General features: G+C 46.5%; 28 protein-coding genes. 24 read left to right on the forward strand and 4 right to left on the reverse strand.

What is annotated here, in order from left to right; genetic code table 11:
- Nucleotides 1–9: 9 nt before the first annotated feature.
- Genes ctaD through ctaG form a run of 4 tightly spaced genes read left to right on the forward strand, consistent with a single transcriptional unit; the run spans nt 10 to nt 3,767 of the window.
- Entirely contained in the window at nt 10–1,878 is a 1,869-nt protein-coding gene (gene ctaD / locus MHB72_RS08975; RefSeq protein WP_020451274.1) for a cytochrome c oxidase subunit I, read from the forward strand.
- Nucleotides 1,878–2,501 carry a cytochrome c oxidase subunit III gene (gene ctaE / locus MHB72_RS08980; RefSeq protein ID WP_020451275.1) on the forward strand — a complete coding sequence of 208 codons (624 nt, stop codon included), beginning with the start codon at nt 1,878–1,880 and terminating at the stop codon, nt 2,499–2,501. Before ctaD ends, ctaE begins: the two co-directional genes overlap by 1 nt.
- 2 nt (nt 2,502–2,503) lie before the next feature.
- Complete coding sequence (gene ctaF / locus MHB72_RS08985) at nt 2,504–2,833, forward strand: cytochrome c oxidase subunit IVB (protein ID WP_020451276.1); 330 nt, start codon at nt 2,504–2,506, stop codon at nt 2,831–2,833.
- Nucleotides 2,834–2,867: 34 nt separating this feature from the next.
- Nucleotides 2,868–3,767: a cytochrome c oxidase assembly factor CtaG gene (gene ctaG / locus MHB72_RS08990; protein WP_025811368.1), complete on the forward strand. Its 900-nt coding sequence runs from the start codon at nt 2,868–2,870 to the stop codon at nt 3,765–3,767.
- A 56-nt stretch (nt 3,768–3,823) separates the two neighbouring features.
- Here the strand turns inward: ctaG and MHB72_RS08995 are convergent, their stop codons facing one another.
- Nucleotides 3,824–4,183, reverse strand: a complete 360-nt coding sequence (locus tag MHB72_RS08995) for a YugN family protein (protein WP_020451278.1) — start codon at nt 4,181–4,183, stop codon at nt 3,824–3,826.
- A 168-nt stretch (nt 4,184–4,351) separates the two neighbouring features.
- Here MHB72_RS08995 and MHB72_RS09000 point away from each other — a divergent pair, with 168 nt between their 5' ends.
- The 10 genes from MHB72_RS09000 to coaD all read left to right on the forward strand — a co-directional run bounded on the left by MHB72_RS09000 (nt 4,352) and on the right by coaD (nt 9,231).
- Nucleotides 4,352–4,798, forward strand: a complete 447-nt coding sequence (locus MHB72_RS09000; RefSeq protein WP_023857262.1) for a CBS domain-containing protein — start codon at nt 4,352–4,354, stop codon at nt 4,796–4,798.
- A 141-nt stretch (nt 4,799–4,939) separates the two neighbouring features.
- Nucleotides 4,940–5,983 carry a CAP domain-containing protein gene (locus MHB72_RS09005; RefSeq protein WP_020451280.1) on the forward strand — a complete coding sequence of 348 codons (1,044 nt, stop codon included), beginning with the start codon at nt 4,940–4,942 and terminating at the stop codon, nt 5,981–5,983.
- Between the two features lie 178 nt (nt 5,984–6,161).
- Nucleotides 6,162–6,560, forward strand: a complete 399-nt coding sequence (locus MHB72_RS09010) for a YlbD family protein (RefSeq protein ID WP_020451281.1) — start codon at nt 6,162–6,164, stop codon at nt 6,558–6,560.
- 14 nt (nt 6,561–6,574) lie between these two features.
- A complete protein-coding gene (locus tag MHB72_RS09015; protein WP_020451282.1) occupies nt 6,575–6,814 on the forward strand; it encodes a YlbE-like family protein in 240 nt (79 codons plus the stop codon).
- A 78-nt stretch (nt 6,815–6,892) separates the two neighbouring features.
- A complete protein-coding gene (locus MHB72_RS09020; protein WP_023857260.1) occupies nt 6,893–7,021 on the forward strand; it encodes a hypothetical protein in 129 nt (42 codons plus the stop codon).
- 72 nt (nt 7,022–7,093) lie between these two features.
- The gene (locus MHB72_RS09025) at nt 7,094–7,543 is read left to right on the forward strand and encodes a YlbF family regulator (RefSeq protein ID WP_023857259.1); all 450 of its coding nucleotides are present in this window, start codon (nt 7,094–7,096) and stop codon (nt 7,541–7,543) included.
- A 70-nt stretch (nt 7,544–7,613) separates the two neighbouring features.
- Nucleotides 7,614–7,886 (forward strand): YlbG family protein, encoded by a 273-nt coding sequence (locus tag MHB72_RS09030; protein ID WP_009328559.1) that lies wholly within the window; start codon nt 7,614–7,616, stop codon nt 7,884–7,886.
- A gap of 108 nt (nt 7,887–7,994) precedes the next feature.
- Entirely contained in the window at nt 7,995–8,129 is a 135-nt protein-coding gene (locus MHB72_RS09035; RefSeq protein WP_256163752.1) for a hypothetical protein, read from the forward strand.
- Between the two features lie 48 nt (nt 8,130–8,177).
- Nucleotides 8,178–8,744, forward strand: a complete 567-nt coding sequence (gene rsmD, locus MHB72_RS09040) for a 16S rRNA (guanine(966)-N(2))-methyltransferase RsmD (protein WP_020451284.1) — start codon at nt 8,178–8,180, stop codon at nt 8,742–8,744.
- The gene (gene coaD, locus MHB72_RS09045) at nt 8,737–9,231 is read left to right on the forward strand and encodes a pantetheine-phosphate adenylyltransferase (protein ID WP_020451285.1); all 495 of its coding nucleotides are present in this window, start codon (nt 8,737–8,739) and stop codon (nt 9,229–9,231) included. The genes rsmD and coaD overlap by 8 nt, the downstream gene beginning before the upstream one ends.
- An 8-nt stretch (nt 9,232–9,239) precedes the next feature.
- Here coaD and ylbJ read toward each other — a convergent pair whose 3' ends face one another.
- On the reverse strand, nt 9,240–10,460 hold the full coding sequence (gene ylbJ / locus MHB72_RS09050; RefSeq protein WP_020451286.1) for a sporulation integral membrane protein YlbJ: 1,221 nt from the start codon (nt 10,458–10,460) through the stop codon (nt 9,240–9,242).
- A gap of 322 nt (nt 10,461–10,782) precedes the next feature.
- Here ylbJ and MHB72_RS09055 point away from each other — a divergent pair, with 322 nt between their 5' ends.
- Nucleotides 10,783–11,805, forward strand: coding sequence for a SepM family pheromone-processing serine protease (locus MHB72_RS09055; RefSeq protein WP_020451287.1), 1,023 nt, complete (start codon nt 10,783–10,785; stop codon nt 11,803–11,805).
- 19 nt (nt 11,806–11,824) lie between these two features.
- Here the strand turns inward: MHB72_RS09055 and MHB72_RS09060 are convergent, their stop codons facing one another.
- Complete coding sequence (locus tag MHB72_RS09060; protein ID WP_216920510.1) at nt 11,825–13,075, reverse strand: nucleotidyltransferase; 1,251 nt, start codon at nt 13,073–13,075, stop codon at nt 11,825–11,827.
- A 218-nt stretch (nt 13,076–13,293) separates the two neighbouring features.
- Here MHB72_RS09060 and MHB72_RS09065 point away from each other — a divergent pair, with 218 nt between their 5' ends.
- The 3 genes from MHB72_RS09065 to gerR all read left to right on the forward strand — a co-directional run bounded on the left by MHB72_RS09065 (nt 13,294) and on the right by gerR (nt 14,759).
- Nucleotides 13,294–13,809, forward strand: coding sequence for a YceD family protein (locus MHB72_RS09065; RefSeq protein ID WP_216920513.1), 516 nt, complete (start codon nt 13,294–13,296; stop codon nt 13,807–13,809).
- A gap of 23 nt (nt 13,810–13,832) precedes the next feature.
- Nucleotides 13,833–14,006 carry a 50S ribosomal protein L32 gene (gene rpmF, locus MHB72_RS09070; RefSeq protein ID WP_003181522.1) on the forward strand — a complete coding sequence of 58 codons (174 nt, stop codon included), beginning with the start codon at nt 13,833–13,835 and terminating at the stop codon, nt 14,004–14,006.
- A 147-nt stretch (nt 14,007–14,153) separates the two neighbouring features.
- Nucleotides 14,154–14,759, forward strand: a complete 606-nt coding sequence (gene gerR / locus MHB72_RS09075) for a sporulation-specific transcriptional regulator GerR (RefSeq protein WP_023857254.1) — start codon at nt 14,154–14,156, stop codon at nt 14,757–14,759.
- 36 nt (nt 14,760–14,795) lie between these two features.
- Here the strand turns inward: gerR and MHB72_RS09080 are convergent, their stop codons facing one another.
- Nucleotides 14,796–15,275, reverse strand: coding sequence for an N-acetyltransferase (locus tag MHB72_RS09080; protein WP_020451291.1), 480 nt, complete (start codon nt 15,273–15,275; stop codon nt 14,796–14,798).
- Between the two features lie 182 nt (nt 15,276–15,457).
- Between MHB72_RS09080 and MHB72_RS09085 the strand changes: the two genes are divergently transcribed.
- From MHB72_RS09085 to MHB72_RS09110, 6 genes are all read left to right on the forward strand, one after another.
- The gene (locus MHB72_RS09085; RefSeq protein ID WP_216920515.1) at nt 15,458–16,345 is read left to right on the forward strand and encodes a 2-dehydropantoate 2-reductase; all 888 of its coding nucleotides are present in this window, start codon (nt 15,458–15,460) and stop codon (nt 16,343–16,345) included.
- Between the two features lie 78 nt (nt 16,346–16,423).
- On the forward strand, nt 16,424–18,040 hold the full coding sequence (gene bshC, locus MHB72_RS09090) for a bacillithiol biosynthesis cysteine-adding enzyme BshC (RefSeq protein ID WP_079289142.1): 1,617 nt from the start codon (nt 16,424–16,426) through the stop codon (nt 18,038–18,040).
- A gap of 125 nt (nt 18,041–18,165) precedes the next feature.
- Nucleotides 18,166–18,597, forward strand: a complete 432-nt coding sequence (gene mraZ, locus MHB72_RS09095) for a division/cell wall cluster transcriptional repressor MraZ (RefSeq protein WP_009328555.1) — start codon at nt 18,166–18,168, stop codon at nt 18,595–18,597.
- Nucleotides 18,598–18,663: 66 nt separating this feature from the next.
- Entirely contained in the window at nt 18,664–19,602 is a 939-nt protein-coding gene (gene rsmH / locus MHB72_RS09100) for a 16S rRNA (cytosine(1402)-N(4))-methyltransferase RsmH (RefSeq protein WP_020451294.1), read from the forward strand.
- Between the two features lie 31 nt (nt 19,603–19,633).
- Nucleotides 19,634–19,987, forward strand: a complete 354-nt coding sequence (gene ftsL, locus MHB72_RS09105) for a cell division protein FtsL (RefSeq protein ID WP_020451295.1) — start codon at nt 19,634–19,636, stop codon at nt 19,985–19,987.
- A gap of 6 nt (nt 19,988–19,993) precedes the next feature.
- On the forward strand, nt 19,994–22,129 hold the full coding sequence (locus MHB72_RS09110) for a penicillin-binding protein (RefSeq protein WP_216920517.1): 2,136 nt from the start codon (nt 19,994–19,996) through the stop codon (nt 22,127–22,129).
- The last annotated feature ends 141 nt before the right edge of the window (nt 22,130–22,270 follow it).

Raw genomic sequence — 22,270 nt, forward strand, 5'->3', positions numbered from 1 at the left:
GGTTACATTGTGAGTACGCTTAAGAAAAAGCAAGGTTTTGGGGCTGTATTATGGGACTATTTAACGACTGTCGATCATAAAAAGATTGCCATCCTTTATTTGCTGGGCGGCGGGTTCTTCTTTGTGCTCGGCGGAATCGAAGCGATGCTGATCAGGGTTCAGCTGATGATACCGAACAATGACATCATGAGCGGCGGAGTCTACAATGAAATCATGACGATGCACGGTACAACGATGATTTTCCTGGCAGCGATGCCGCTTTTGTTCGCACTGATGAATGCCGTCGTTCCGCTGCAGATAGGCGCGAGGGATGTTGCGTTTCCATTTTTGAACTCGCTCGGCTTCTGGCTGTTCCTTTTCGGCGGCATCTTTCTGAATTTAAGCTGGTTTTTGGGAGGGGCACCCGATGCCGGCTGGACGTCTTACGCGTCGCTTTCCCTTCATTCCGAAGGGCACGGGATCGATTTCTATGTTCTCGGTCTGCAAATTGCCGGGATCGGTACGCTGATTGCCGGAATTAACTTTCTCGCGACGATTATCAATATGAGGGCGCCGGGCATGACATACATGAGGCTGCCGCTTTTCACATGGACGACATTCGTCGCTTCGGCTTTGATTTTATTCGCGTTCCCGCCGCTGACCGTAGGCATCGCGCTCTTGATGCTGGACCGGTTGTTCGGAACGAGCTTTTTCAATCCGGAATTAGGCGGTAATACGATCATTTGGGAGCATCTGTTCTGGATCTTCGGACACCCTGAAGTTTATATTCTCGTACTCCCGGCGTTCGGAATCTTTTCGGAAATCATTCCGGTTTTTGCGAGAAAAAGGCTGTTCGGTTATTCTTCAATGGTATTTGCGACCGTATTGATCGGCTTTTTAGGCTTCATGGTTTGGGCCCACCATATGTTTACAACGGGACTCGGGCCTGTGGCGAACGCCATTTTTGCGGTGGCGACGATGGCCATTGCCGTCCCGACCGGAATTAAAATCTTCAACTGGCTGCTCACGGCTTGGGGCGGGAGCATTAAGTTTACAACGCCGATGCTTTATGCGATTTCTTTTATTCCGTCGTTTGTCATGGGCGGGGTGACAGGTGTCATGCTTGCTGCTGCACCGGCTGACTATCAGTTCCACGACACGTACTTTGTCGTGGCTCACTTCCATTACGTCATCATCGGCGGAGTGGTGTTTGCCATCCTCGCCGGCGCTCATTACTGGTGGCCGAAAATGTTCGGGAAAATGCTGAGCGAAGCGTTGGGCAAAATAACATTTGTGCTCTTTTTCATCGGGTTCCATCTGACTTTCTTCATCCAGCATTGGCTCGGGTTGTGGGGAATGCCGAGACGCGTGTTCACATACTTGCCGAATCAGGGATTTGACATGGCGAACTTAATCAGTTCAATCGGAGCTGTGTTTATGGCGGCTGCGGTCATCATACTCGTGATCAATATTATCGTGACGACTGCCAAAGGGGAAAAAGTCGGCAGCGATCCTTGGCATGACGGAAGAACGCTTGAGTGGGCCGTTTCTTCACCGCCTCCTGAATACAACTTTAAACAGCTGCCTCTGGTTAGAGGCCTTGATGCTTTATGGATCGAAAAAAGAGCCGGCAAGCAGTCAATGACCGCCGCGGAGCCGCTTCAGGACGTCCATATGCCAAACGGATCGATTCTCCCGTTCATCATGTCACTCGGGCTGTTTATATCCGCTTTCGGCTTCATGTACCGGACGGAATTTGCCTGGGGGCTGCCTGTCATTCTGATTGGATTAGGAATCACATTATTTATGATGCTTCTCCGGTCTGTAATTGATGACCACGGGTATCATATTCATAAAGAAGAACTGATGGATGATGACGACAAAGGGGTGAAGGCATAATGCATACAGAAGAGAAATTAACGGCTGAAACCTTCCCGGCTTCTCCTGAAAAAGCTACATTAGAAGGAAAAAATAAGTTTATCGGCTTTTGGCTATTTCTCGGAGGAGAGACGGTTCTTTTCGCGTCTCTCTTCGCAACATACCTTGCGCTGAAGAATTCAAATGCAGGAGGGCCGAAAACGACTGAGATGTTTGACATGGGGCTGGTCTTTCTGGCGACAATGCTCCTTTTAACGAGCAGTTTAACGAGCGTATATGCCATGTATCATATGAAGAACTTTGCTTTTAAAAAGATGCAGGTTTGGCTCGGAATCACTGTTCTGCTCGGTGCAGGCTTCCTGGCGCTTGAAATATATGAATTCACCCATTATATTCACGAATATGGGTTCACCATTCAAAGCTCGGCTCTCGGCTCCGCTTTTTATACGCTAGTCGGCACGCACGGTGCGCACGTTACGTTCGGGCTGCTCTGGATTCTTTCTTTGATGATCAGAAATGCGCGCCGCGGATTAAGCCTTTACAACGCGCCGAAGTTTTTTGTCGCAAGCCTCTATTGGCATTTTATCGACGTTGTCTGGGTGTTTATCTTTACCGTTGTATACTTGATGGGGATGGTGGGATAAAAATGGTGAATAACGAAAACAGAGGGAATCCCAAAACAGATCTTGCCTACCGCAAAAAGAAAAACGCGGAGGACATGAGATATCAGGTTATTTCATTCGGTTTGATGATCGGCTTGACCCTTGTCGCTTTTTTAACGGTCGCCTCAGATGCAGGCGTATGGTTTACGGTGCCGTTCATTCTGCTGCTGGCCGTCATTCAGGTTGCATTTCAGCTGTACTACTTCATGCATATGAGTCAGCGGGGGCATGAAGCGCCGACTTTGTTCCTTTATTCGGGCGTTTTGGTCGCTTTTGTTACCGTTTTGGCTTTTGTGACGCTTATCTGGTGGTAATCGAACCGACATACAGAAAGGAGGATGCCTCATGTTGGGCAGCCTTGAAATATTCGGTTTTCGCGCCCTGTGGAGCCCCTATTTCCTAGGGGCTGTCGTTTTCATAACCGTCCTTTACTTTTTTCTGATGAAACGATTTGGATCAGAAGAAGAGCGGGCATCCAGGAAAGAAATCGGTTTATTCGTGACAGCGATGTTTCTTTTATACGCGTCTAAAGGCAGTCCGATTGATTTGCTGGGACATATTATGTTCAGCGCGCATATGGCGCAAATGGCGGTTTTGTATTTGATCGTACCGCCTTTGATCATCCTTGGCATACCGCCTTGGTTTTGGAAAAAGGTCATTTTTCTGCCGGTCGTCAAGCCGCTGTTCCGGTTTTTTTCAAAACCATTGATCGCGATTATCGTGTTTAACGGTTTATTTTCGATGTATCACATTCCTTTGGTGTTTGATTTTATTAAGACAGATGCCGTTTATCATGCCGTCATTACGGTGCTGATCTTCATTGCGGCGTTTTTCATGTGGTGGCCGCTCGTTCACAAGGTCGAGGAGCTTCCGCAAATGAACGGACTTTTGAAACTCGGCTACATTATGGCTGACGGCATTTTGCTGACACCAGCGTGCGCGCTGATCATGTTTAGCGATACGACCCTGTATTCGACATATTCAGATCCTTCCGCATGGGCGGAGGCAATGAAACTGTGCGTTCCTCTCGATACGCTGAGCGGAATGACGCTTACAGGTCCGGAAATGTTCAGCAGCATGCCTGTTCTGGAAGATCAGCAGCTTGGCGCGATCGTCATGAAAATCTTACAGGAAATCGTGTACGGGACATTTTTGGCGATTATCTTTTTCGGATGGGCGAGGAAGGAAAGAGCCAAAGACGAAAAGGAACTGGAAGAAGAACGATACTCGCCGTCTACGGTTCATTAAGATGAAAAAAGGGTACAGCCTCATCAGAGGGGCTGTACCCTTTTTATGTACGTCTGCTACACTTCAAGCGCTGACACTTTTTCTTTGATTGAATTCAGCACCGTCTTGCTTGTTTTGAGGAGCTGCGGCGGGAAATGTTCGTTTTCACCGTATTCCACTCCATGCGGATAATAATATTTGCCCAGAAGCGGTGTCATCAGTTTGATGACCGCGCGCCGGGCGCCCACATCGCCTTCGACGGCATATCCGAACACGCGGAGGTAGTACCTGCCTTCCACCATATCGAATTTGCGGTCATATGTGACGCGTTCATAATCCCATTGGCCAGCTCTTACGAACCCTTCGTTTTCCATGATGTCGTCTAACCGGTTAAGGTCAGCAGTCAAGCCTTCGATACCGGATTCTTCAAATTTCATCCCGTAAAACCCCCTTTAAAAAATTACCTTTACTGACAATCATAGTATGAAAGCGTTAAACTTTCAATCCTGGCTTTAGCCGATATATAAATATTTTTGTGAACAGTATGAATCGCGGGCGGCTTGACGACAATATGAACAAACGAAAGACAAGAGGAGGTCTTCTGATTGACACGTGTGAAAGATATTATGACAAAGGAAATATTATATTGTACAGTTCTTGATAATGTGTACGAGGCTGCCGTGAAAATGAAAGACGGAAATGTCGGAGCGATTCCGGTTGTGCTTGATGACGGTTTGGAACTGGTTGGGATCGTTACTGACCGGGATTTGGTGCTGCGGGGGATCGCCGTTAAAAAACCAAATTCGCAAAAAATTACAAATGTCATGACGACGGATCTCATTACGGTAAGTGAAGACGATTCAATTGAAAAAGCGGTTGATCTCATGGGAGATTATCAGATCAGGAGGGTCCCGGTTACACGGGGAAAGACGCTTGCGGGCATCATTACGCTAGGCGATGTTTCAACCCACAAAAAATCAAACCGGCAGGCTGGCGACGCGCTGACATTTATATCGGAAAACGAAGAGAGGCCTGGAGATTTTCTTCATTAAAACATATTTTGTCGCACATCTTAATAGGCTGTATTATCATTGAAAATTCATGTCAGTTCTGTTTAAATGACACTAAAGGCAAGTTTTTGATGCGGTGCGCCGTTTTATGGATAGATTGATCCGTCAGTCGGAGGTGAAAGTTTGAAAAATATATTAAGAGCGATTGTGATCCTTCTCATCGTTGCGGCTTCATACACGCTGTTTATTCAATACGGTTCAACACCTGAGAAAATTGTGAAGGAAGACAAGCCGCAAGTCTCAAACGAGGATGCGAAAAAAGAGAAATCCTTGAACATTCCCGATTCCGGCTTGCTTTCTTTTATCGGAGAGTCGGCTGAGACGATCGAAAAGAAACTGGGGAAACCGGACAGGGTCGATCCTTCAGCATATGATTATGAATGGTGGGTCTATAGCCAAGGGGCAAAACAGTACGTTCAAATCGGCTTGCTTGGCGGCAAGGCCGTGACATTGTTTGCGACAGGCGACGGGTTGAACACCGCTCCGTTTAAAATTGGACGGCCGTCAAGGGAAGTCTTCAAAACCGCCCAGATCGCCCCTTATGTCAATGTTCAATATAAAGGCAGTTCATACCGTTTCGAATTTTCTGAGGAAGACATGAATACAAGGCCGACGGTGAAAGTCGGAGACATTTATGTTCAGCTGTATATGGATAAATTCGAGGGAACGCTGTCAAGCATCAGGGCATTTGATGCGCCGACTTTCATCAAGCAAAGGCCGTATGAAGTTGTCTACAGAGGCACCCTGATCGAACCTCAAGCATTGACAGAATCGGATTGGAAAAAAATCGAGAAAGCAAATGAGAAGCAGATCTTTGATTTGACGAATGTCATCCGCGCAAGACACGGTCTTTCCCAGCTCTCTTGGGATGAAGGCGTATCAAAAGTGGCATACGGCCACAGCAGCGACATGAAAGAGCACCATTATTTCTCCCATGTGTCAGAAACGGAAGGCACGCTCAAAGACAGGCTGGAAAAAGGGAAAGTGAACTTTGAGCAGGCGGGGGAAAATATCGCGCTCAACTATGTCGACGGGCCTGCGGCGGTTGAAGGCTGGTTAAACAGCGAAGGACACAGAAAAGCGCTATTAAATGCCGACTATACTCATCTCGGAGTCGGGGTGGACGAGAAATATTATACGCAGAACTTTATTAAAGAATGGCACTAGAGCCCGGGATCATACCCGGGTTTTTAGTTTTTAGAGAAAACCATGAAACTTTTAATGTTTGGTCGGCTGCTCTCTCTTCCGCACGGACTCCTATAAAAAGAGGAATTTTTAGGCGAACACATTTTGCCGGGGCGGATTACACTATAGCAGGCATATGTTTTCGGAGGGGGTGTAGACGTTGGCAAATCAAAACGCGCAATCATCCATTGATGAATTTAAGCAATTTATTAAACGGCATCCTAAGTTGATTTCCGAAGTCCGGAAACAAGAAAAAAGCTGGCAGGAAGTATATGAAAACTGGGTTTTGCTCGGGGAAGACGATTCGATTTGGGATCCGTACAGGGAAAAAGAAGCTTCGGCAGAAAAGGAGCCTTCTGCTGGCGGCAAAAACGATTTCATTTCAAAAATGGTGACGGCCGTCCGAAAGATGGATGCCAATCAAATGAATGAGCAGATCAATAAAATGAGCCAGTCTATTTCTTCGCTGCAAAGCTTGCTCAGCCAGTTTTCGGGCGGAAGCCAAAAACAGCAGAATCAAAGCGGCGGCGAGCATCCGTTTTCTTTCCGAAAAGATTAGGGAAGGAGTCAGACATGCGTAAAGAAGTGCAGGAGTATGTGTTCGCTGATGAAGAGCGCCGCCGGTTCATCCGTGAGCAGCCGGTCTGGTACCGCAAGCTTTCGCGGAATCCGAATGACTTGTCAGCCTTTCATCTCGATATGATGAACTTTTATGAAAAAACGATTCCTCACAGGGTCAACCAGCTATCGGGCGGCATTCAGATGGCCCAGATGATGCTTCAAATGTTTCATGCGATGCGCACTCAGGATTAATTTAAAGCCTGAGTCTTTTTTTTATGATGATAAATCGCGTCATTCTGGCAAAGCTAGGTGTAAAGGAGTTGATCTGTGATGAAAAAGTGCTGGCTTGTAATCATGTTGTGCCTCTTGCTGGCCGGCTGCGCCACCCATAAACCAAAACCCAAGGGCGTTTCAGAATGGCGCGATGCAGCTTGTGCAAGCGAAGGTTTTGGAAAATAATAGTTTGGAGGCGGCACAGACATTTTTGAAAACGGCTGTTTTGTGATACACTATAGCTGGAGGTGCATGTCTATGTTTGCCACAATGGAATCGTTGCGGCTTCAAAATGAAGCATATGATTTGGCCAACATGATTCTTCAATCAGAGGCGGCTGAACATTACAGAAAATGCTACAAGCGTCTCCGCGAAGATGAAGAGGCCGGACGTATTATCGATTCGTTTACGAAAATAAAAGAACAGTATGAGGATGTGCAGCGCTTTGGCAAGTATCATCCTGATTATAAAGAGATATCCAAGAAAATGAGGGAAATCAAACGGGAGCTTGACCTTCACGATACAGTAGCCGAATTTAAAAAGGCGGAAACCGAGCTGCAATCTATCCTAGATGAAGTCAGCGTGGAAATCGGTCAGGCTGTATCAAAACATATCAAAGTACCGACTGGAAACCCTTATTTTGATAATCTTTCATCTTGCGGCGGCGGCTGCGGGTCAGGCGGAAGCTGCGGCTGTAAAGTTTCCTGATGAGGCTCGGTCGCCCCGAGTCTCGTTTTTTTTAGAACTTCATGCACAGAGCGACAGGCAGGTGAACAATTTGGAAATCAGGCGTCAAGGCTTAATCGTTTGGCTGCACTCCTTGAAGCAGGCGAAAATGCTCAGGAAATTCGGAAATGTTCATTACGTTTCAAAGCGGCTGAAATATGTAGTGGTTTATTGCAATATGGAAGATGCCGAAAGAATCATCGCTAAAATACGTTCGTACTCTTTTGTCAAACAGGTGGATCTTTCATACAAACCGTTCTTGAAAATGGAGTTTGAATCCAAGCAGGATAAAGCGAAAGAATACGACTATAAAGCCGGGCTCTAACTTGCTTTATTTTAAAAAAATCCCCGCAGAAATACCTCTGCGGGGTCCTTCTATTCCTTAAAAATCAAGGAGAAGGCAAAGGGAGAGGAGAAACCGGAGGAAGAACTTATGGGGAAACGTAAGTCTTCTCCGCGGTTGGCAACAACATCAATCGATGCTGTTGCTATTATTATCACCACTGAGCCTTTTTGCTATACATATGAATTTGTACTTTGGGTGTTTGTGCCAGAAAACACTTTATGATAAGATAGGAATGATTTTTTTCGAGTTTTAAGAAAAAGTGGTGGAAGTATGAGAGTGATTTCTGGGACGTATAAGGGACGTGCCTTAAAAGCGGTTCCCGGCACGTCGACAAGGCCGACGACTGATAAAGTAAAGGAATCCATCTTTAATATGATCGGCCCGTATTTTGAAGGCGGCACGGGTCTTGATCTGTACGCGGGAAGCGGCGGATTGGGGATTGAAGCGCTGTCGCGGGGGTTTGACCGCTTCATTTTTGTCGACCGTGATTTTAAAGCGATTCAAACCGTAAAAGGCAATTTGAAAACACTGGGCTTGGAAAAACGGGCCGAGGTATACAGGAATGACGCTGAACGGGCTCTCCATGCGCTGGTGAAAAGGGGCGCAAGCTTTGACGCCGTCTTTTTGGACCCGCCATATCGAGAACAAAAGCTGGAAGCGCTTTTATCGAAGATTGATGAAGCGGATATGCTGACTGACAGAGGTTTTATTGTAGCTGAGCATGGGAAGGAAGTTATCCTTCCGACCGAGGCGGGCGGACTTCAGCTTGCCCGTCAGGAAATATACGGCTTAACAGGCGTGACCATATACAGAAAGAGAGGGAATGGGGATGGCTAGCATTGCCGTTTGTCCCGGAAGTTTTGATCCGGTGACTTTTGGACATTTGGATATCATCAGGCGCGGGGCGAAAGTGTTTGACAAAGTGTATGTATGCGTCTTGAACAATTCTTCGAAAAAGCCGCTGTTTACGGTGGAAGAACGCTGTGGGCTGCTTCGCGAAGTGACGAAGGATATCCCGAATGTGCAAGTGGAATCTTTCCAGGGGCTATTGATTGATTATGCAAAGAGCAAGCAGGCGAACGTCATCCTGCGAGGGCTTAGAGCGGTATCTGACTTTGAATACGAGATGCAGGGAACCTCTATGAACAAAGTGCTTGATGAAAATATTGAAACGTTTTTTATGATGACGAATAACCAATACTCATTCCTTAGTTCAAGCATTGTCAAAGAAGTGGCAAAATATAAAGGTTCAGTCGCAGAACTCGTGCCGGAAGCGGTCGAGGCTGCACTTGAAAAAAAGTTTGCAAAAAATGAGCGGCCGTAACCGGCTGCTCATTTTTTAGCAGGGGCGTAAGATTTGGCATAAAGAATGCTGTAAATGAGAAGGGTGCCGATCGTAAGGAGCGGACCAATCTCTGCCAACGCGTTCCACATCTGCAGAAAGAAAGATTCCGTTTTCCCGGCCGTCAGAAAGGAGAAGGCCGGCTCCGTCGGAGAATAGAACGATGTATAAAGAGGCTTCCAAAGAATAAGAACAAAGATCGCTGCATAAATTCCCTGAAGGATGCGGGCGATAAAAAACGGCTTAAAGCGAATATCGGTTTCAGCAAGAATGCCTGCAACCTGCGCCTGAACGCAGAAGCCGCTGAAACCCAAAATAAAGCTGACAATCACCGCTTGCTGGAGAAGCGCCGCATCCGTGGCACTGACCAGTTTGCTGCCGAGCGTAATTTCAAACAATCCCGATAATAACGGTTTATCAAAATCACCGGGGAATTGAAGAGCAGTCAAAATCATTCGTGTGGCGTGCGAAAGAATGTCGGTGATGTGCATCACAGAAAGAATGTTATTAAAAACCGAAAAAAGAATGATGAAGCCGCCCACCATTAACAGCGTTTGGACAGAAGAGATGACAGCATCGCTCAAAAGTTTGCCGAGCGGCCGCTTTTCTTCAAGTCTTGCCTGATGGAGCGCTTTTAAGGCTTCTTTAATAGAAGGCAAAGGAAGCTTCTTTCGCACAGCGGTGCGGTTCTCTTCTTTTCTTCCGTAAGTACGCATCGTCAACCCGACTGCGAAATTGCCCAAATAATGGGCTGCCGCAAGCACGACGCCGAGAGAAGGATTATGGAAAAAGCCGACCGCAACGGCTCCGAAAATAAACAGCGGGTTAGATGAGTTGGTGAACGAAGCGAGCCGCTCTGCTTCGACCCGTGAAATCTGCCGCTCTTGTCTCAGCCTTGAAGTCAGTTTTGCACCGGCCGGATTTCCTGATGCCATTCCCATCGCAAGCACGAACCCTCCGACGCCGGGAACGCGGAACACCGGTCTCATGAAAGGCTCGAGCAGCAGCCCGACAAACCTGACGACACCAAATCCGATCAAGAGCTCTGATAAAATAAAAAAAGGCAAAAGGGAAGGGAATACGACCTCCCACCACATGGCAAGTCCACTTTTAGAAGCGTCAAATGATTCTTGCGGATGGGTGATGACGGCGGCTGTAAACGAAAGCAGCAAAACGGCAATCATAAGTGTCTTTACCTTTGACATGTCCATTTCTAACCCCCTTTGCGGCTGTGAATACACATTGGAAACAGGATCATGATAAAATAAACGAAAAGCTTGCCCGATTTGTGCGGAAGCCTTCTCCGTGAAACTTCTTTATCATTATACGAAGGCTGGTCCTCATTTTAGACCACTAGATTGCAGATCGGCGATACAAATGAACCGGAAGCTGCTTGAGACTTGCTGAAGCCCTTCTCCTTAATAAGCATCAATAGAAGGTATGGCATACATCTGTGAATTCATGCAGGCTGAAAATTTGGAACCGGACCGAAGATGTGAGCCGGTGAAAATAAAGATGGAGGGTTACATATACATGCTGAAAAAAAGAATTATACGCATCGCATTACTGATCGTTATCATCACGGCCGCGCTGTCATTTGTGAAGCTGCCTTATTACATCACAGAACCCGGCGAAGCGACTGAGCTGAAACCTTTAATTAAAGTTGATAACGGCTATCCTGAAAAAGGCAGCTTTTCTTTAATGACAGTGAAAGTCGGCCCTGCAAATCCGCTTACATACATGTGGGCAAAAGTGCGCCCTTACCACGAAATTCTTCCGGAAGAAAATTTCAAACAAGAAGGCGAATCTGATCAGGAATATATGAAGCGCCAGCTGCAAATGATGAGAGATTCCCAGGAAAATGCGATGATCGCCGCTTATAAGCGGGCCGGAAAAGAAGTCAGCTACACGTTTAACGGCGTATATGCCATGACGGTCGTCAGCGGCATGCCTGCAGAAGGAAAAATACAAGTCGGAGACAAAATTAAAAAAGCTGACGGAAAAACGTTCCGTTCAGCGGAGAGCTTCGTCCGCTACATCGAATCAAAAAAAGCCGGAGACCCCGTGAAAATCGTAGTTGAACGGGATAAAGAAGAAAAAACATATGAGATGAAGCTGAAAACATTTAAAGAAGATCCGAAGAGAGCCGGGCTTGGCGTATCCCTCATCACAGACCGCAATGTCAAGGTGAAGCCGGAGGTCGATATGGACATTGAAAACATCGGCGGCCCTTCGGCAGGGCTGATGATGTCAATGGAGATCTATAATCAGCTGACAAAAGAAGACGAGACGAAAGGACACCATATTGCGGGAACCGGAACGATCGATGACGAAGGCAAAGTCGGTCCGATCGGCGGCATCAGCCAGAAAGTCGTTGCCGCAGATAAGGCGGGAGCCGACATCTTTTTTGCTCCGAACGAAGGCGGAAAAAAAGGATCTAACTACGAAGAAGCGGTCAAAACGGCAAAAGATATTAAAACCGATATGAAAATCGTCCCTGTCGACACGATGGATGATGCGATTCATTATTTGGAAGATAAAGTGAAAACCGCCTGATGAGCAACATCAGGCGGTTTTATTTGCGCAAAAATATCCGGCTGTCTTCGTCATACCTGATCGGCGAAAGGGAATATTCCTGCTCAGTCAGCATCGTCCGCCCCGGCTCTTTGAGCGGGGCGCTGTATACTTGACCCGCTTTTATGTCGAGCTGAAGGGAAGGGTGGGAAAAAGATCCCGTCTTTGTAATAAGGGGTACGCTCAAGCTTTTTTTCTTTTCCGCTAAATAGGCCTGTCCTTTTTTTGTCATGCCGAGAAGTCTGATGTATGCCGGATACGGTTCGCTTAACATGCGCTTGACGTCGGCTTTCTTCGTTTTTGTGAGGATATGGGTGTTCATGCGCTGCAGCCTTGTCCACGTATAGCGCTTCGTTTTCAAAAGCTCCATGTATTCCTTAAATGAGCCTGCTTTTCGGATCGCTTTTTTGGCGCGGTGCTCAAGTCCTTCTTCCACTTCATAAATCCCTTTCAGCTCTTCTGTATCCATTGTATGGAGGCTGTATTTCAAAAAGGGGAAATAATCTTCGGGCGAGTGCCACATGCCGAAAGTCCGGGCGTATTCATCAAGCTCGTCGATCGATGGCTTTGGAAGGTAGAAGCGGCTGTTCGCGAGGCTTCCCGTTTCAAAGATCGATTTGCGTATGCTTGTGGCGCTTGCGATTCGGTCCGCTTCCGGGAAGGCCGAATCGTGATAGCCCGAGGATCGGCGCTTGACGGTTTCAGGCTTCATGCTCAATTGCTTTTGCACGATGGCTTTCACATAATGGAATCCGAGTATGTTGTTCGGCTTTGAAAGGTCAACAATGTTTCTGCCGTCTCCGGTTACAGCCCGGAACGCCTTTGCCATCGCTTGCGGGTAGCTCAGCCCAAACGCTATTTGTTTTTTTGCTTCTTCGTTGAGCCCGTCTTCGTGCTCTATCGTATGTGCGGCTGTATTGAGAAACGCCTCAATATCGCCGTGCTCGCTTCCGAAAAACAAAGAAGCACACCCTAACTCATTTAAAATCGAGACGGCGCCTTCAGCAAACGTTTCCGCTTTTTGAACAGCGAATATGTAAGGAAGTTCAACGACGACATCGGCAAAAGATGCGAGCGCCATCTTCGTTCGCGCCCACTTTGAGACGATGGCGGGTTCGCCGCGCTGCAAAAAGGAACCGCTCATAACGGCAACCGCCACCTCGCTCCGGGTTTCCGATTTTGCTTCCTTTATATGATATAAATGTCCGTTATGAAAAGGGTTGTATTCCACAACAAGGCCGACCGCTTTCATTTTTTCACCTCTCTTGCATCTCTTGAAATAGTTATGATACATTTACACATGGAATGTCCAGACGCCTAGCGAAAAACAGCATTTTTTCTAAGTTTATGAATTGTTGTTCACAATGTCAACGAATGAAAAGCGCAGGCGCATATCTGTAAAGAAAAAATATTGACAAAAAACATGATGAAAGCTATAATCATGTTTGTTGCTCACTTAGAGGTGATACAATGAAATGGACGATACATCAGTTGAATCAAATGCCGAAGAAAGACTTTGAATTTGATGAAACAGTTGATTTAAGCGAACTCTCTCAAAGCTCGGAAATACGCAGCATTTCACCGGTGCGGGTGAAAGGGCGCGCGGAATTCCGCTCAAAGCAGGCTGCATTTGATTTTACCATTTCAGGCGAGATGATCTTGCCTTGCTCAAGAACGCTTGTTGATGTTCGTTATCCATTCAGTATTTCTACAAAAGAACTGTTTATATTTCATAAGACCGAGGAATTGGAAGATGAAGACGTCCATATTGTTGAGGATGACCTCATCGACTTGACTCCGGTCGTGAAAGAAGAAATCCTTCTTGAGATCCCTATGCAAATCTTTTGTGAGTCTGTTCAAAAAGAAGAAGGTGCTCCGCAGGAGGGCAAGGATTGGCAGGTCATTAGAGAAGATGACCGGAAAGACCGGATCGATCCGAGACTTGCCGGACTCGAGAAGCTCTTAAAACAAGATGATGAATCTTAACGCTCTTTAAGGAGGTGGGAATAATGGCTGTACCTTTTAGAAGAACTTCTAAAACGAAAAAAAGACTTCGTCGTACACACTTTAAATTGCAAGTGCCTGGTATGGTAGAATGCCCAAACTGTGGTGAGATGAAACTTTCACACCGCGTCTGCAAAGCATGTGGATCATACAAAGGAAAAGACGTAAAAAGCAACTAATCGTCAACAATGAAAAACACAAGACTTTAGGTCTTGTGTTTTTTTATTCCCTTCATCCTTTTATTTCCTGTAAAGAAAATAGTCTATCTACTCTATCAGCCGCATATGTATGAGGTAAATTCATAAAGTCATGGAGGGGGATAACATTTGACGATTACAAGGCAGGATGCATGGACACAGGATGAAGATATATTGCTGGCTGAGGTTGTTTTAAGGCACATTCGGGAAGGCGGCACACAGCTTTCAGCCTTTGAAGAAGTGGGCAAGGCTTTAAGCAGAACGGCCGCTGCCTGCGGATTCCGCTGGAATTCCTTTGTCAGAAAGCAATACCAATCAGGTATTGAACTGGCAAAAAAGCAGCGTAAAGAGCTGCGCAAAAAAATAGGCGTCCATTCTGCGAATCTTCCTGGATCTGTCAAAACGGTTTCCGGGAGCAATGCGGAAAATCTGACGCTCGATGATGTTATTCAATACCTTGAAAAGCTGAAAGAAGCCCCTGTTCAAAAAGACTTTATAGATGAGAAGAAAAAGCTCGCTGAAGAAATCAATGAGCTGAAACAAGAAGTTGAAAAGCTGCGAAGCGAAAATCAATCGCTGAAAAAACGGCTTGAATTGACGGAAGAGGACTATAAAGCCTTGATTGAAATCATGGAGAGAGCCCGAAAAATGGTCGTTCTTCAGGAAGGCGAACGAAACAAAAAGGTGAAGCTCCAGCCGGAGTCGAATGAAAATCTCGAGCCACTTGAAAAATAGAAAACCGGCCATCCGCTTTCGGCCGGCTTTTTTCATTTAGGCTGATTCAGAACTTTGATTTGGTTCGCTCGCAGGATGCCAAACGAGCGGATTTTCCCCTTTATCCCGGGCCATATCGTATTTAACCGGTGTAAAGCCCATCTTGCTCCAAAAATCGGATGATTTGACACGCGGGCTTGTGCGAATCGGGAGTCCGAATGATTTGGCGAACTCCACCAGCATCGTACCGTAGCCGTTGCGCTGATACCCCGGCAATACTTCAAGCTTCCAGAGCTCGAGGTAATCCTGGCCTTCTTCAAAGTATTGGTTGGTTTTTCCATCCGCCTTATACAGGCTCATTCTTGCGACGAGCCGATCCCCGTAATAGATGCCGTAAAAAGGTGAATTGCTGTCGTTTTCAATCATGTTGCTTTCAAGGTCCTCCAGCATGGAAAGCTCTTGAATCCCGTACTCCCTGAACTTTTTAAATTCTTCAAGCGTTTTGTAATTGATCAGCAAACGTTCGACTTTGACCATTATGTTACCCCCTTGTTTGTGGTCTACTTCTATTGTAAACGCTTTTTTCAAAAAATCCAAATGATAAAAATTTTCTAATATAATGAAGCGAAATGGTTCTGAATATTTGAAACAACTTACAAGTCAACGGCGAACATTTCTGCTATGATATACAGTATATGAAAAAATCGGGGTGTGAGCATGTGAAAATCGGAGTCATCGGAGGAGGCTCGGTCGGCCTCCTTTTTGCATACTATTTTTCATTCGGCCATGAAGTGACGGTGATCGCTCGGAGAAAGGAACAGGCTGAAGCGATTGAAGAAAAGGGAATCCGCCTTCTTGAAGACGAACAAGAGATGATCAGGAACGTCAGAGGCAGGACTGAACTTGATCCTGACTGCGATCTTCTTTTTGTTGCCGTAAAGGAGCATCAGCTCGGAGGCGTTCTGCCGGAACTGGAACAGGCCGCGCCTCGTGATATCATGTTCCTGCAAAATGGAATGGCACATATTCCCGTGCTTGAAAAATGGCAGACGGGCCACCGCATTTATACGGGATCTGTGGAACACGGGGCAGTCAGGGTGGATGACCGCACATTCCGGCACACGGGAAAAGGGGCCGTAAAATGGAGCGCGTTCCGAAGCCCATCCGCCTCCCGGCTGAAAAAAGAGCTCGCTTCAGTTCATGAAGCGTTCCCTTTTATTTGGTGTGAAGACTGGTATAAGACCCTCGCTGGAAAATTGATTGTCAATGCGTGCATCAATCCGCTGACGGCTCTTTTGCGGGTGGAAAACGGCGCACTGCTTGAAGAGCCGATGTATGAGGCCTATATGAAGCTCGTCTTTGAAGAAGCGAGCCGGATTTTGGAACTTGAAGAACGCCAAGCAGCATGGGACCATGTTCTTTCCGTCTGCCGCCGGACAAAAAGCAACACGTCTTCGATGCTTGCCGATGTGCTGGCCGGAAGAAAAACGGAAGCCGATGCGATTATGGGCTATCTGCTGAAGCGGGCAAAAGAGTCAGAGGAGTCTGCTCCGCATCTTACCTTTTTATATCACAGTATCAAGGCGCTTGAAAACGAATGGAGCTAAATCTTTTGACCGAATCGCGGAACGTGCTATACTCGTTTCGGAAAGCTAACTATTTACTGGAGAAAGGAAGTTCTAAAGATGCAGCTTACTGAACTTTCCATACAAAGTCAAAACCCTTTTGTTCGAGACTATATAAATGGAAAAAAGGAGATAGAGCCGTTTTTCGATTACGGCCTGAGCAATGAAAGTTGGAGTGTCCGTTTGGATGACCTTTCCTCCCGGACGTATGACCGCGATGCTTTAGCTGACTATTTGCTCGACTATCACAGCAAATTTCAATCGGCAAGCATGAATGAAACAATCGAGCGGCTTCGCGATCCGAAAAGCGTCGTCGTTGTCGGAGGGCAGCAGGCCGGCCTTTTAACGGGTCCTCTTTACACTATACATAAAATCGTATCGATCCTTGTATTTGCAAAGCAAAAAGAACAAGAGCTGAACGTTCCGGTCATTCCGGTATTCTGGGTTGCGGGGGAAGACCACGATCTGGAAGAAATCAATCACGTCTACATTTCTGACGGGGGCAAGGTGAAAAAGCACAAGCTCCCGCAGTCTCACTGGAAAAAAAGCCAGGCGTCAAAAACGGCGCTCGATGCCGAAAAAGCTGAAAAGTGGCTGGACGGGATTTTTGCCTCATTTGAAGAAACGGAGTATACGAATGATCTTCTCGGCCATTTGCGCCGATGTTTAAGGCAGTCTCTTTCCTTCACCGATTTTTTCGAATATCTTGTTGCCGGCATGTTTGAACAAGACGGACTGATCCTTCTGAATTCCGGCGACCCGGGCATCAGAGCCCTTGAAGCGCGTTTTTTCCGGCAGCTGCTGAACAGAAACGACGAGCTGACCGATTCTGTCAAACGGCAGCAGGAATTCATGCAACAACTAGGCTACACACCGATTATTGAAGGAGCCGCACAGCATGCGAACCTTTTTTATGAGCACGACGGCGAGCGCTTTTTAATCGAAAAAGAAAACGGGGCGTTTTTTATAAAAGAGCTTCACCTTCAGTGGTCTGAAGCAGAGCTTTGCGATTTGATCTGCCAAAAGCCGGAAGCGTTCAGCAATAATGTCGTAACAAGGCCGCTCATGCAGGAATACCTTCTTCCGACATTGGCGTTCATCGCCGGTCCCGGAGAGATCAATTATTGGGGCGAGCTGAAAGGCGCTTTTCAGGTTATGGGCTATAAAATGCCGCCTGTCATACCGAGGCTTCAGGTTACATTCCTTGAGCGGCACATCGAAAAAAAGCTGGGCGAGCGGGGAATCGAACTCCGTGAATCGATTGAAAAGGGAGCGCGCGCCAAAAAAGAGCAGTATTTTGAAGATAAGGTTCCGAGCGGTTTTACCGATTCGGTCAAACAGGCGAAAGAAAAAATCGAAAACATCCATTCCGCTGTTCGCGCTGAAGCCCTCGAAATCGACGGGAGCCTCGGCCCCCTTTTAGAAAAAAACTCAGGCTTCATTCAAGACCAGCTCGAATTTTTGGAGAAAACGGTTATCAAAAGGATTGAAGAAAGAGAAAACTACATTTTGCGTGATTTTGACAAAATTCAAACGAGCATCAAGCCTTTAGACGCTCCGCAGGAGAGAATTTGGAACATCGTGTATTATTTGAACAAATACGGTCCGAATTTCTTGGAAAAATACAAGGATTTGCCATATTCATTTCAAAACATGCATCAAGTTGTCAAACTTTGAAATAATTTTTTAAAAAACCCTGAGTAGTTCAGGGTTTTTTTTTGTTCTAAAACAGTGTAAAATAAATTTGTGGAGAGAAGTGGTGGATAGTGGTGAGTTGAGGAACGAAAGTGGGGGCCGAGATCATGTTTATGGGTGAATACCAGCATACGATTGATTCAAAAGGCCGCATGATCGTTCCGGCGAAATTCAGAGAAGGCCTCGGCGAGCAGTTCGTTCTGACGCGCGGGCTTGATCAGTGCCTGTTTGGCTACCCGATGTCCGAATGGAAACTCATCGAAGAAAAACTGAAGGCTCTTCCTCTTACGAAGAAAGATGCACGCGCTTTTACCCGCTTTTTTTTCTCCGGAGCCACCGAATGCGAATTGGACAAGCAGGGCCGGATCAACATTGCATCACCGCTTTTAAATTATGCAAAGCTTGAGAAGGAATGCGTGGTCATCGGAGTTTCAAATCGAATTGAATTGTGGAGCAAAGAGATTTGGGAACAATACGTAGAAGAGCAGGAAGATTCATTTGCCGAAATAGCTGAAAACATGATCGGGTTTGATATATAATGAATCTTTGCGCATGCGGCGCTTCTGCAATCAGTTCATTTGAATAAAGGTGGGACTAGTAAAGAAATGTTTGAGCATACAACAGTATTATTAAAAGAAACAGTTGACGGTTTAAATGTAAAAGAAGACGGTACATATGTAGACTGTACATTAGGCGGTGCCGGTCACAGCGAATACTTGCTTTCACAGCTGTCTGAAAAAGGAAAGCTGGTCGCTTTTGACCAGGATGAAACCGCACTCCGCCACGCGAAGGAAAAACTGGCGGATCATGAAGGACAAGTCGTTTTCATAAAAAGCAATTTTCGGTATTTAAAAGACCGTCTAAACGAAATCGGCATCACGAAAGTGGACGGTGTTTTATTTGATTTAGGCGTCTCATCTCCTCAGCTGGATACACCTGAAAGGGGCTTCAGCTATCATCATGATGCACCTCTTGATATGCGAATGGACCTGTCGGCGGGCCTTTCGGCAAAGGAAGTCATCAATGAATGGCCTTATGAGGATCTCGTGAAAATCTTCTTTAAATACGGAGAAGAGAAGTTCAGCAAGCAAATCGCCAGGAAAATCGAAAAAGCAAGAGAACAATCGGCTATTGAAACAACAGGCCAGCTTGTCGATATCATCAAAGAGGCGATTCCCGCACCGGCAAGAAGAAGCGGCGGGCATCCGGCTAAACGGATCTTCCAGGCGATTCGAATTGCCGTAAACGATGAATTGAGAGTGTTTGAAGAAGCGCTTTTACAGGCGATTGAGGTACTGAAGCCGGGCGGAAGGGTATCGGTCATCACGTTCCACTCGCTGGAAGACCGGATCTGCAAATCGACATTTAAAGAGATGTCATCGCCTCCTGAACTGCCTCACGGACTGCCCGTGATCCCCAAGGAGTTTGAACCGAAATTAAAGTTAGTCAACAGAAAGCCGATCACAGCTTCTGAAGAGGAGCTTGAACACAATAACCGTGCGCGCTCAGCGAAGCTGCGCATCGCGGAAAAAGCACGAGAGTGAGCTGTACGAATTAAAAGGAGGTCATCAGTCTATGAGCAATTTGGCTTATAAAGTAGAAAAACAGCAACGACAGACAAACAGTGCAGAACAATCCGTTATCATCCGGAGAAGAGCATCGATAACGCTTGGGGAAAAGGTACTGATTGTGCTTTTTGCCCTGGCTGTACTCAGCGCTTCACTTTTTATGATTTCAAAGGCTTTTGCCGCGTATCAGACCAATATTGAAATTCAAAAGCTCGAAAAGAAGGTTGAAACGGAAAGCAGCAGAGTTGGTGACCTCGAAAAAGAAGCCGATATGCTGAAAGAGCCGGACCGTATCATGGACATCGCCCGGAAAAAAGGCCTTAAATTAGGTGATAAAAAAGTGAAAGACATACAGGAATGATGCACAATGCCGAAAAAAAATAAATTCATGAACAGAGGAGCGGCAATACTCAGCATTTGTTTTGCCCTCTTTTTCTTTGTTATCGTAGGACGGTTTGCGTTTATTCAAGCGACGGGAAAAGTGAACGGCGAAGTGCTTGCACAGAAGGCGAACGAACAGTATGAGAAAAAGCGGACGATCGAAGCCCACCGGGGATCGATCCTTGACCGGAACGGAAAAGTGCTTGCCGAAGACACTTCGACATACAAGCTCGTCGCGATTATGAGCAAAAAGATGGAACCTCAATACGTGAAAAACAAGCAGCTGACGGCTGAGAAGCTTGCGCCGATTCTCGGTATGGATGAGGGGAAAGTGCTCGATATTCTCAATAAAAAAGGAGCGTTTCAGGTTGAATTCGGATCGGCGGGGCGGGATTTGACATATGCCCAAAAAGAAAAAATCGAAAAGCTGAAGCTGCCTGGCATCGTGTTCACCCGCGATACGAAGCGCTACTATCCAAACGGAATCTTCGCTTCCAATCTCATCGGCTATTCGCAGATCAACGCAAAAACAGGTGAAATGCAAGGCATGATGGGCCTTGAAAAAACGCTCAACAATTATTTGAAAGAAACGGACGGATACATGACGTACGACACCGACAGAACGGGCTGGCGCCTGCCGAACAGCAACGAAAATATTAAAGCGCCAAACAACGGAGACAACGTGTATTTGACGATCGATCAAAAAATCCAGGCGTTTTTGGAAGACAGCATGACGACCGTCCAAAAAGAATACAAGCCGAAGAAGATTATGGCGGCGGTCGTTGATCCGAAAACGGGCAAAGTGCTCGCGATGGGGCAAAGGCCGAGCTTCAACCCGAACGTGCGCGATGTCACGAACTATTACAACGACCTTGTCTCCTACAGCTTTGAGCCAGGCTCGACGATGAAGATTTTCACATTGGCGGCAGCCATCCAAGAAGGCGTATATAATGGAGGAGAACCATATAAGTCTGGATCATATTCGGTTTCTAAAAAAGATAAGCCGATCAAAGACCATAACGATGGAAACGGCTGGGGAACGATCACATTTAATGAAGGTGTTGAACGCTCCTCAAACGTTGCGTTTGCGATCCTTGCCAATGATAAACTCGGCACAGACCGCTTCAATCAATATTTGCGGAAATTCCATTTTTACGACAAAACGGGCATCGACCTGCCTGGAGAAGCGAACAGCAAAATCAATTTTGAATATTTGCGTGATAAAGTATCAACTGCCTTTGGACAAAGTTCAGCGGTCACGCCGATCCAGCAGCTTCAGGCCGCGACAGCGATCGCGAATAACGGAAAAATGATGAAGCCTTATGTCATCGATCATGTCGTTGATTCTGACAAAAACAAAACGATTTACCAAAATAAACCGGAAAAAGTCGGACAGCCGATCTCTGCCAAAACGGCAAAAGAAGTGCGCGACCTATTGGGAAAAGTCGTCACATCTGATAAAGGGACGGGGAAGCCGTACAAGATCGAAGGATTTGATGTCGCTGGAAAAACCGGTACGGCGCAAATTGCCGGAGAAGACGGCAGATATTTGACCGGCCGCGAAAACTACGTGTTCTCCTTCATGGGCATGGCGCCGAAGGACGATCCGCAGCTTCTCGTTTATGTAGCCGTACAGCAGCCGCAATTAAAGGCTACGGAAACAGGCTCTGCTCCGGTATCAAAAATTTTCAATCCGGTGATGAAAAACAGTCTTCACTATTTAAATATCACACCGACAGAGACCATAAAAGAAGAAAAGCAGGAAGAAAAACAGCTGGAAATGCCTGATTTCACCGGCAAACGAGCTAAATCCGCCGAAAAAGAGGCGCAAAACAGCAGCCTTGTTCCGGTTACGATCGGCGATGGCTTGGCTGTGAAAGAACAGTACCCGAAAGCGGGAGAAGCCGTCCTGTCGAATCAGAGGGTCTTCCTGAAGGCCGAAGGGAAAATCACACTGCCTGATATGACGGGCTGGTCAAAGCGTGACGCTCTCCGCTTCGGCGCCATGGCAGGCATTCATATCGAAACGAGCGGCCAGGGTTATGTGAAAAGCCAAAATGTAAAAGCAGGCAAAGAATTAAAAGCCAACTCGGTCGTAAAAGTCAGATTGAAAAACGAATAGATCCCATCTAAAAGGCTATCGGCTCAGAGTCGATAGCCTTCCGTTTGGGCGCGGCGCCTCCTGAGCATATAAAAATAAGGGCCGTTCTATCAAAACGCCCCAAGGCATAAAATGAAACAAGCCTAAATAAGGAGTGAACGG

Origin of the sequence: Bacillus sp. FSL K6-1284 (assembly GCF_038002625.1) — a bacterium.
Taxonomy (GTDB): Bacteria; Bacillota; Bacilli; order Bacillales; family Bacillaceae; genus Bacillus; species Bacillus paralicheniformis.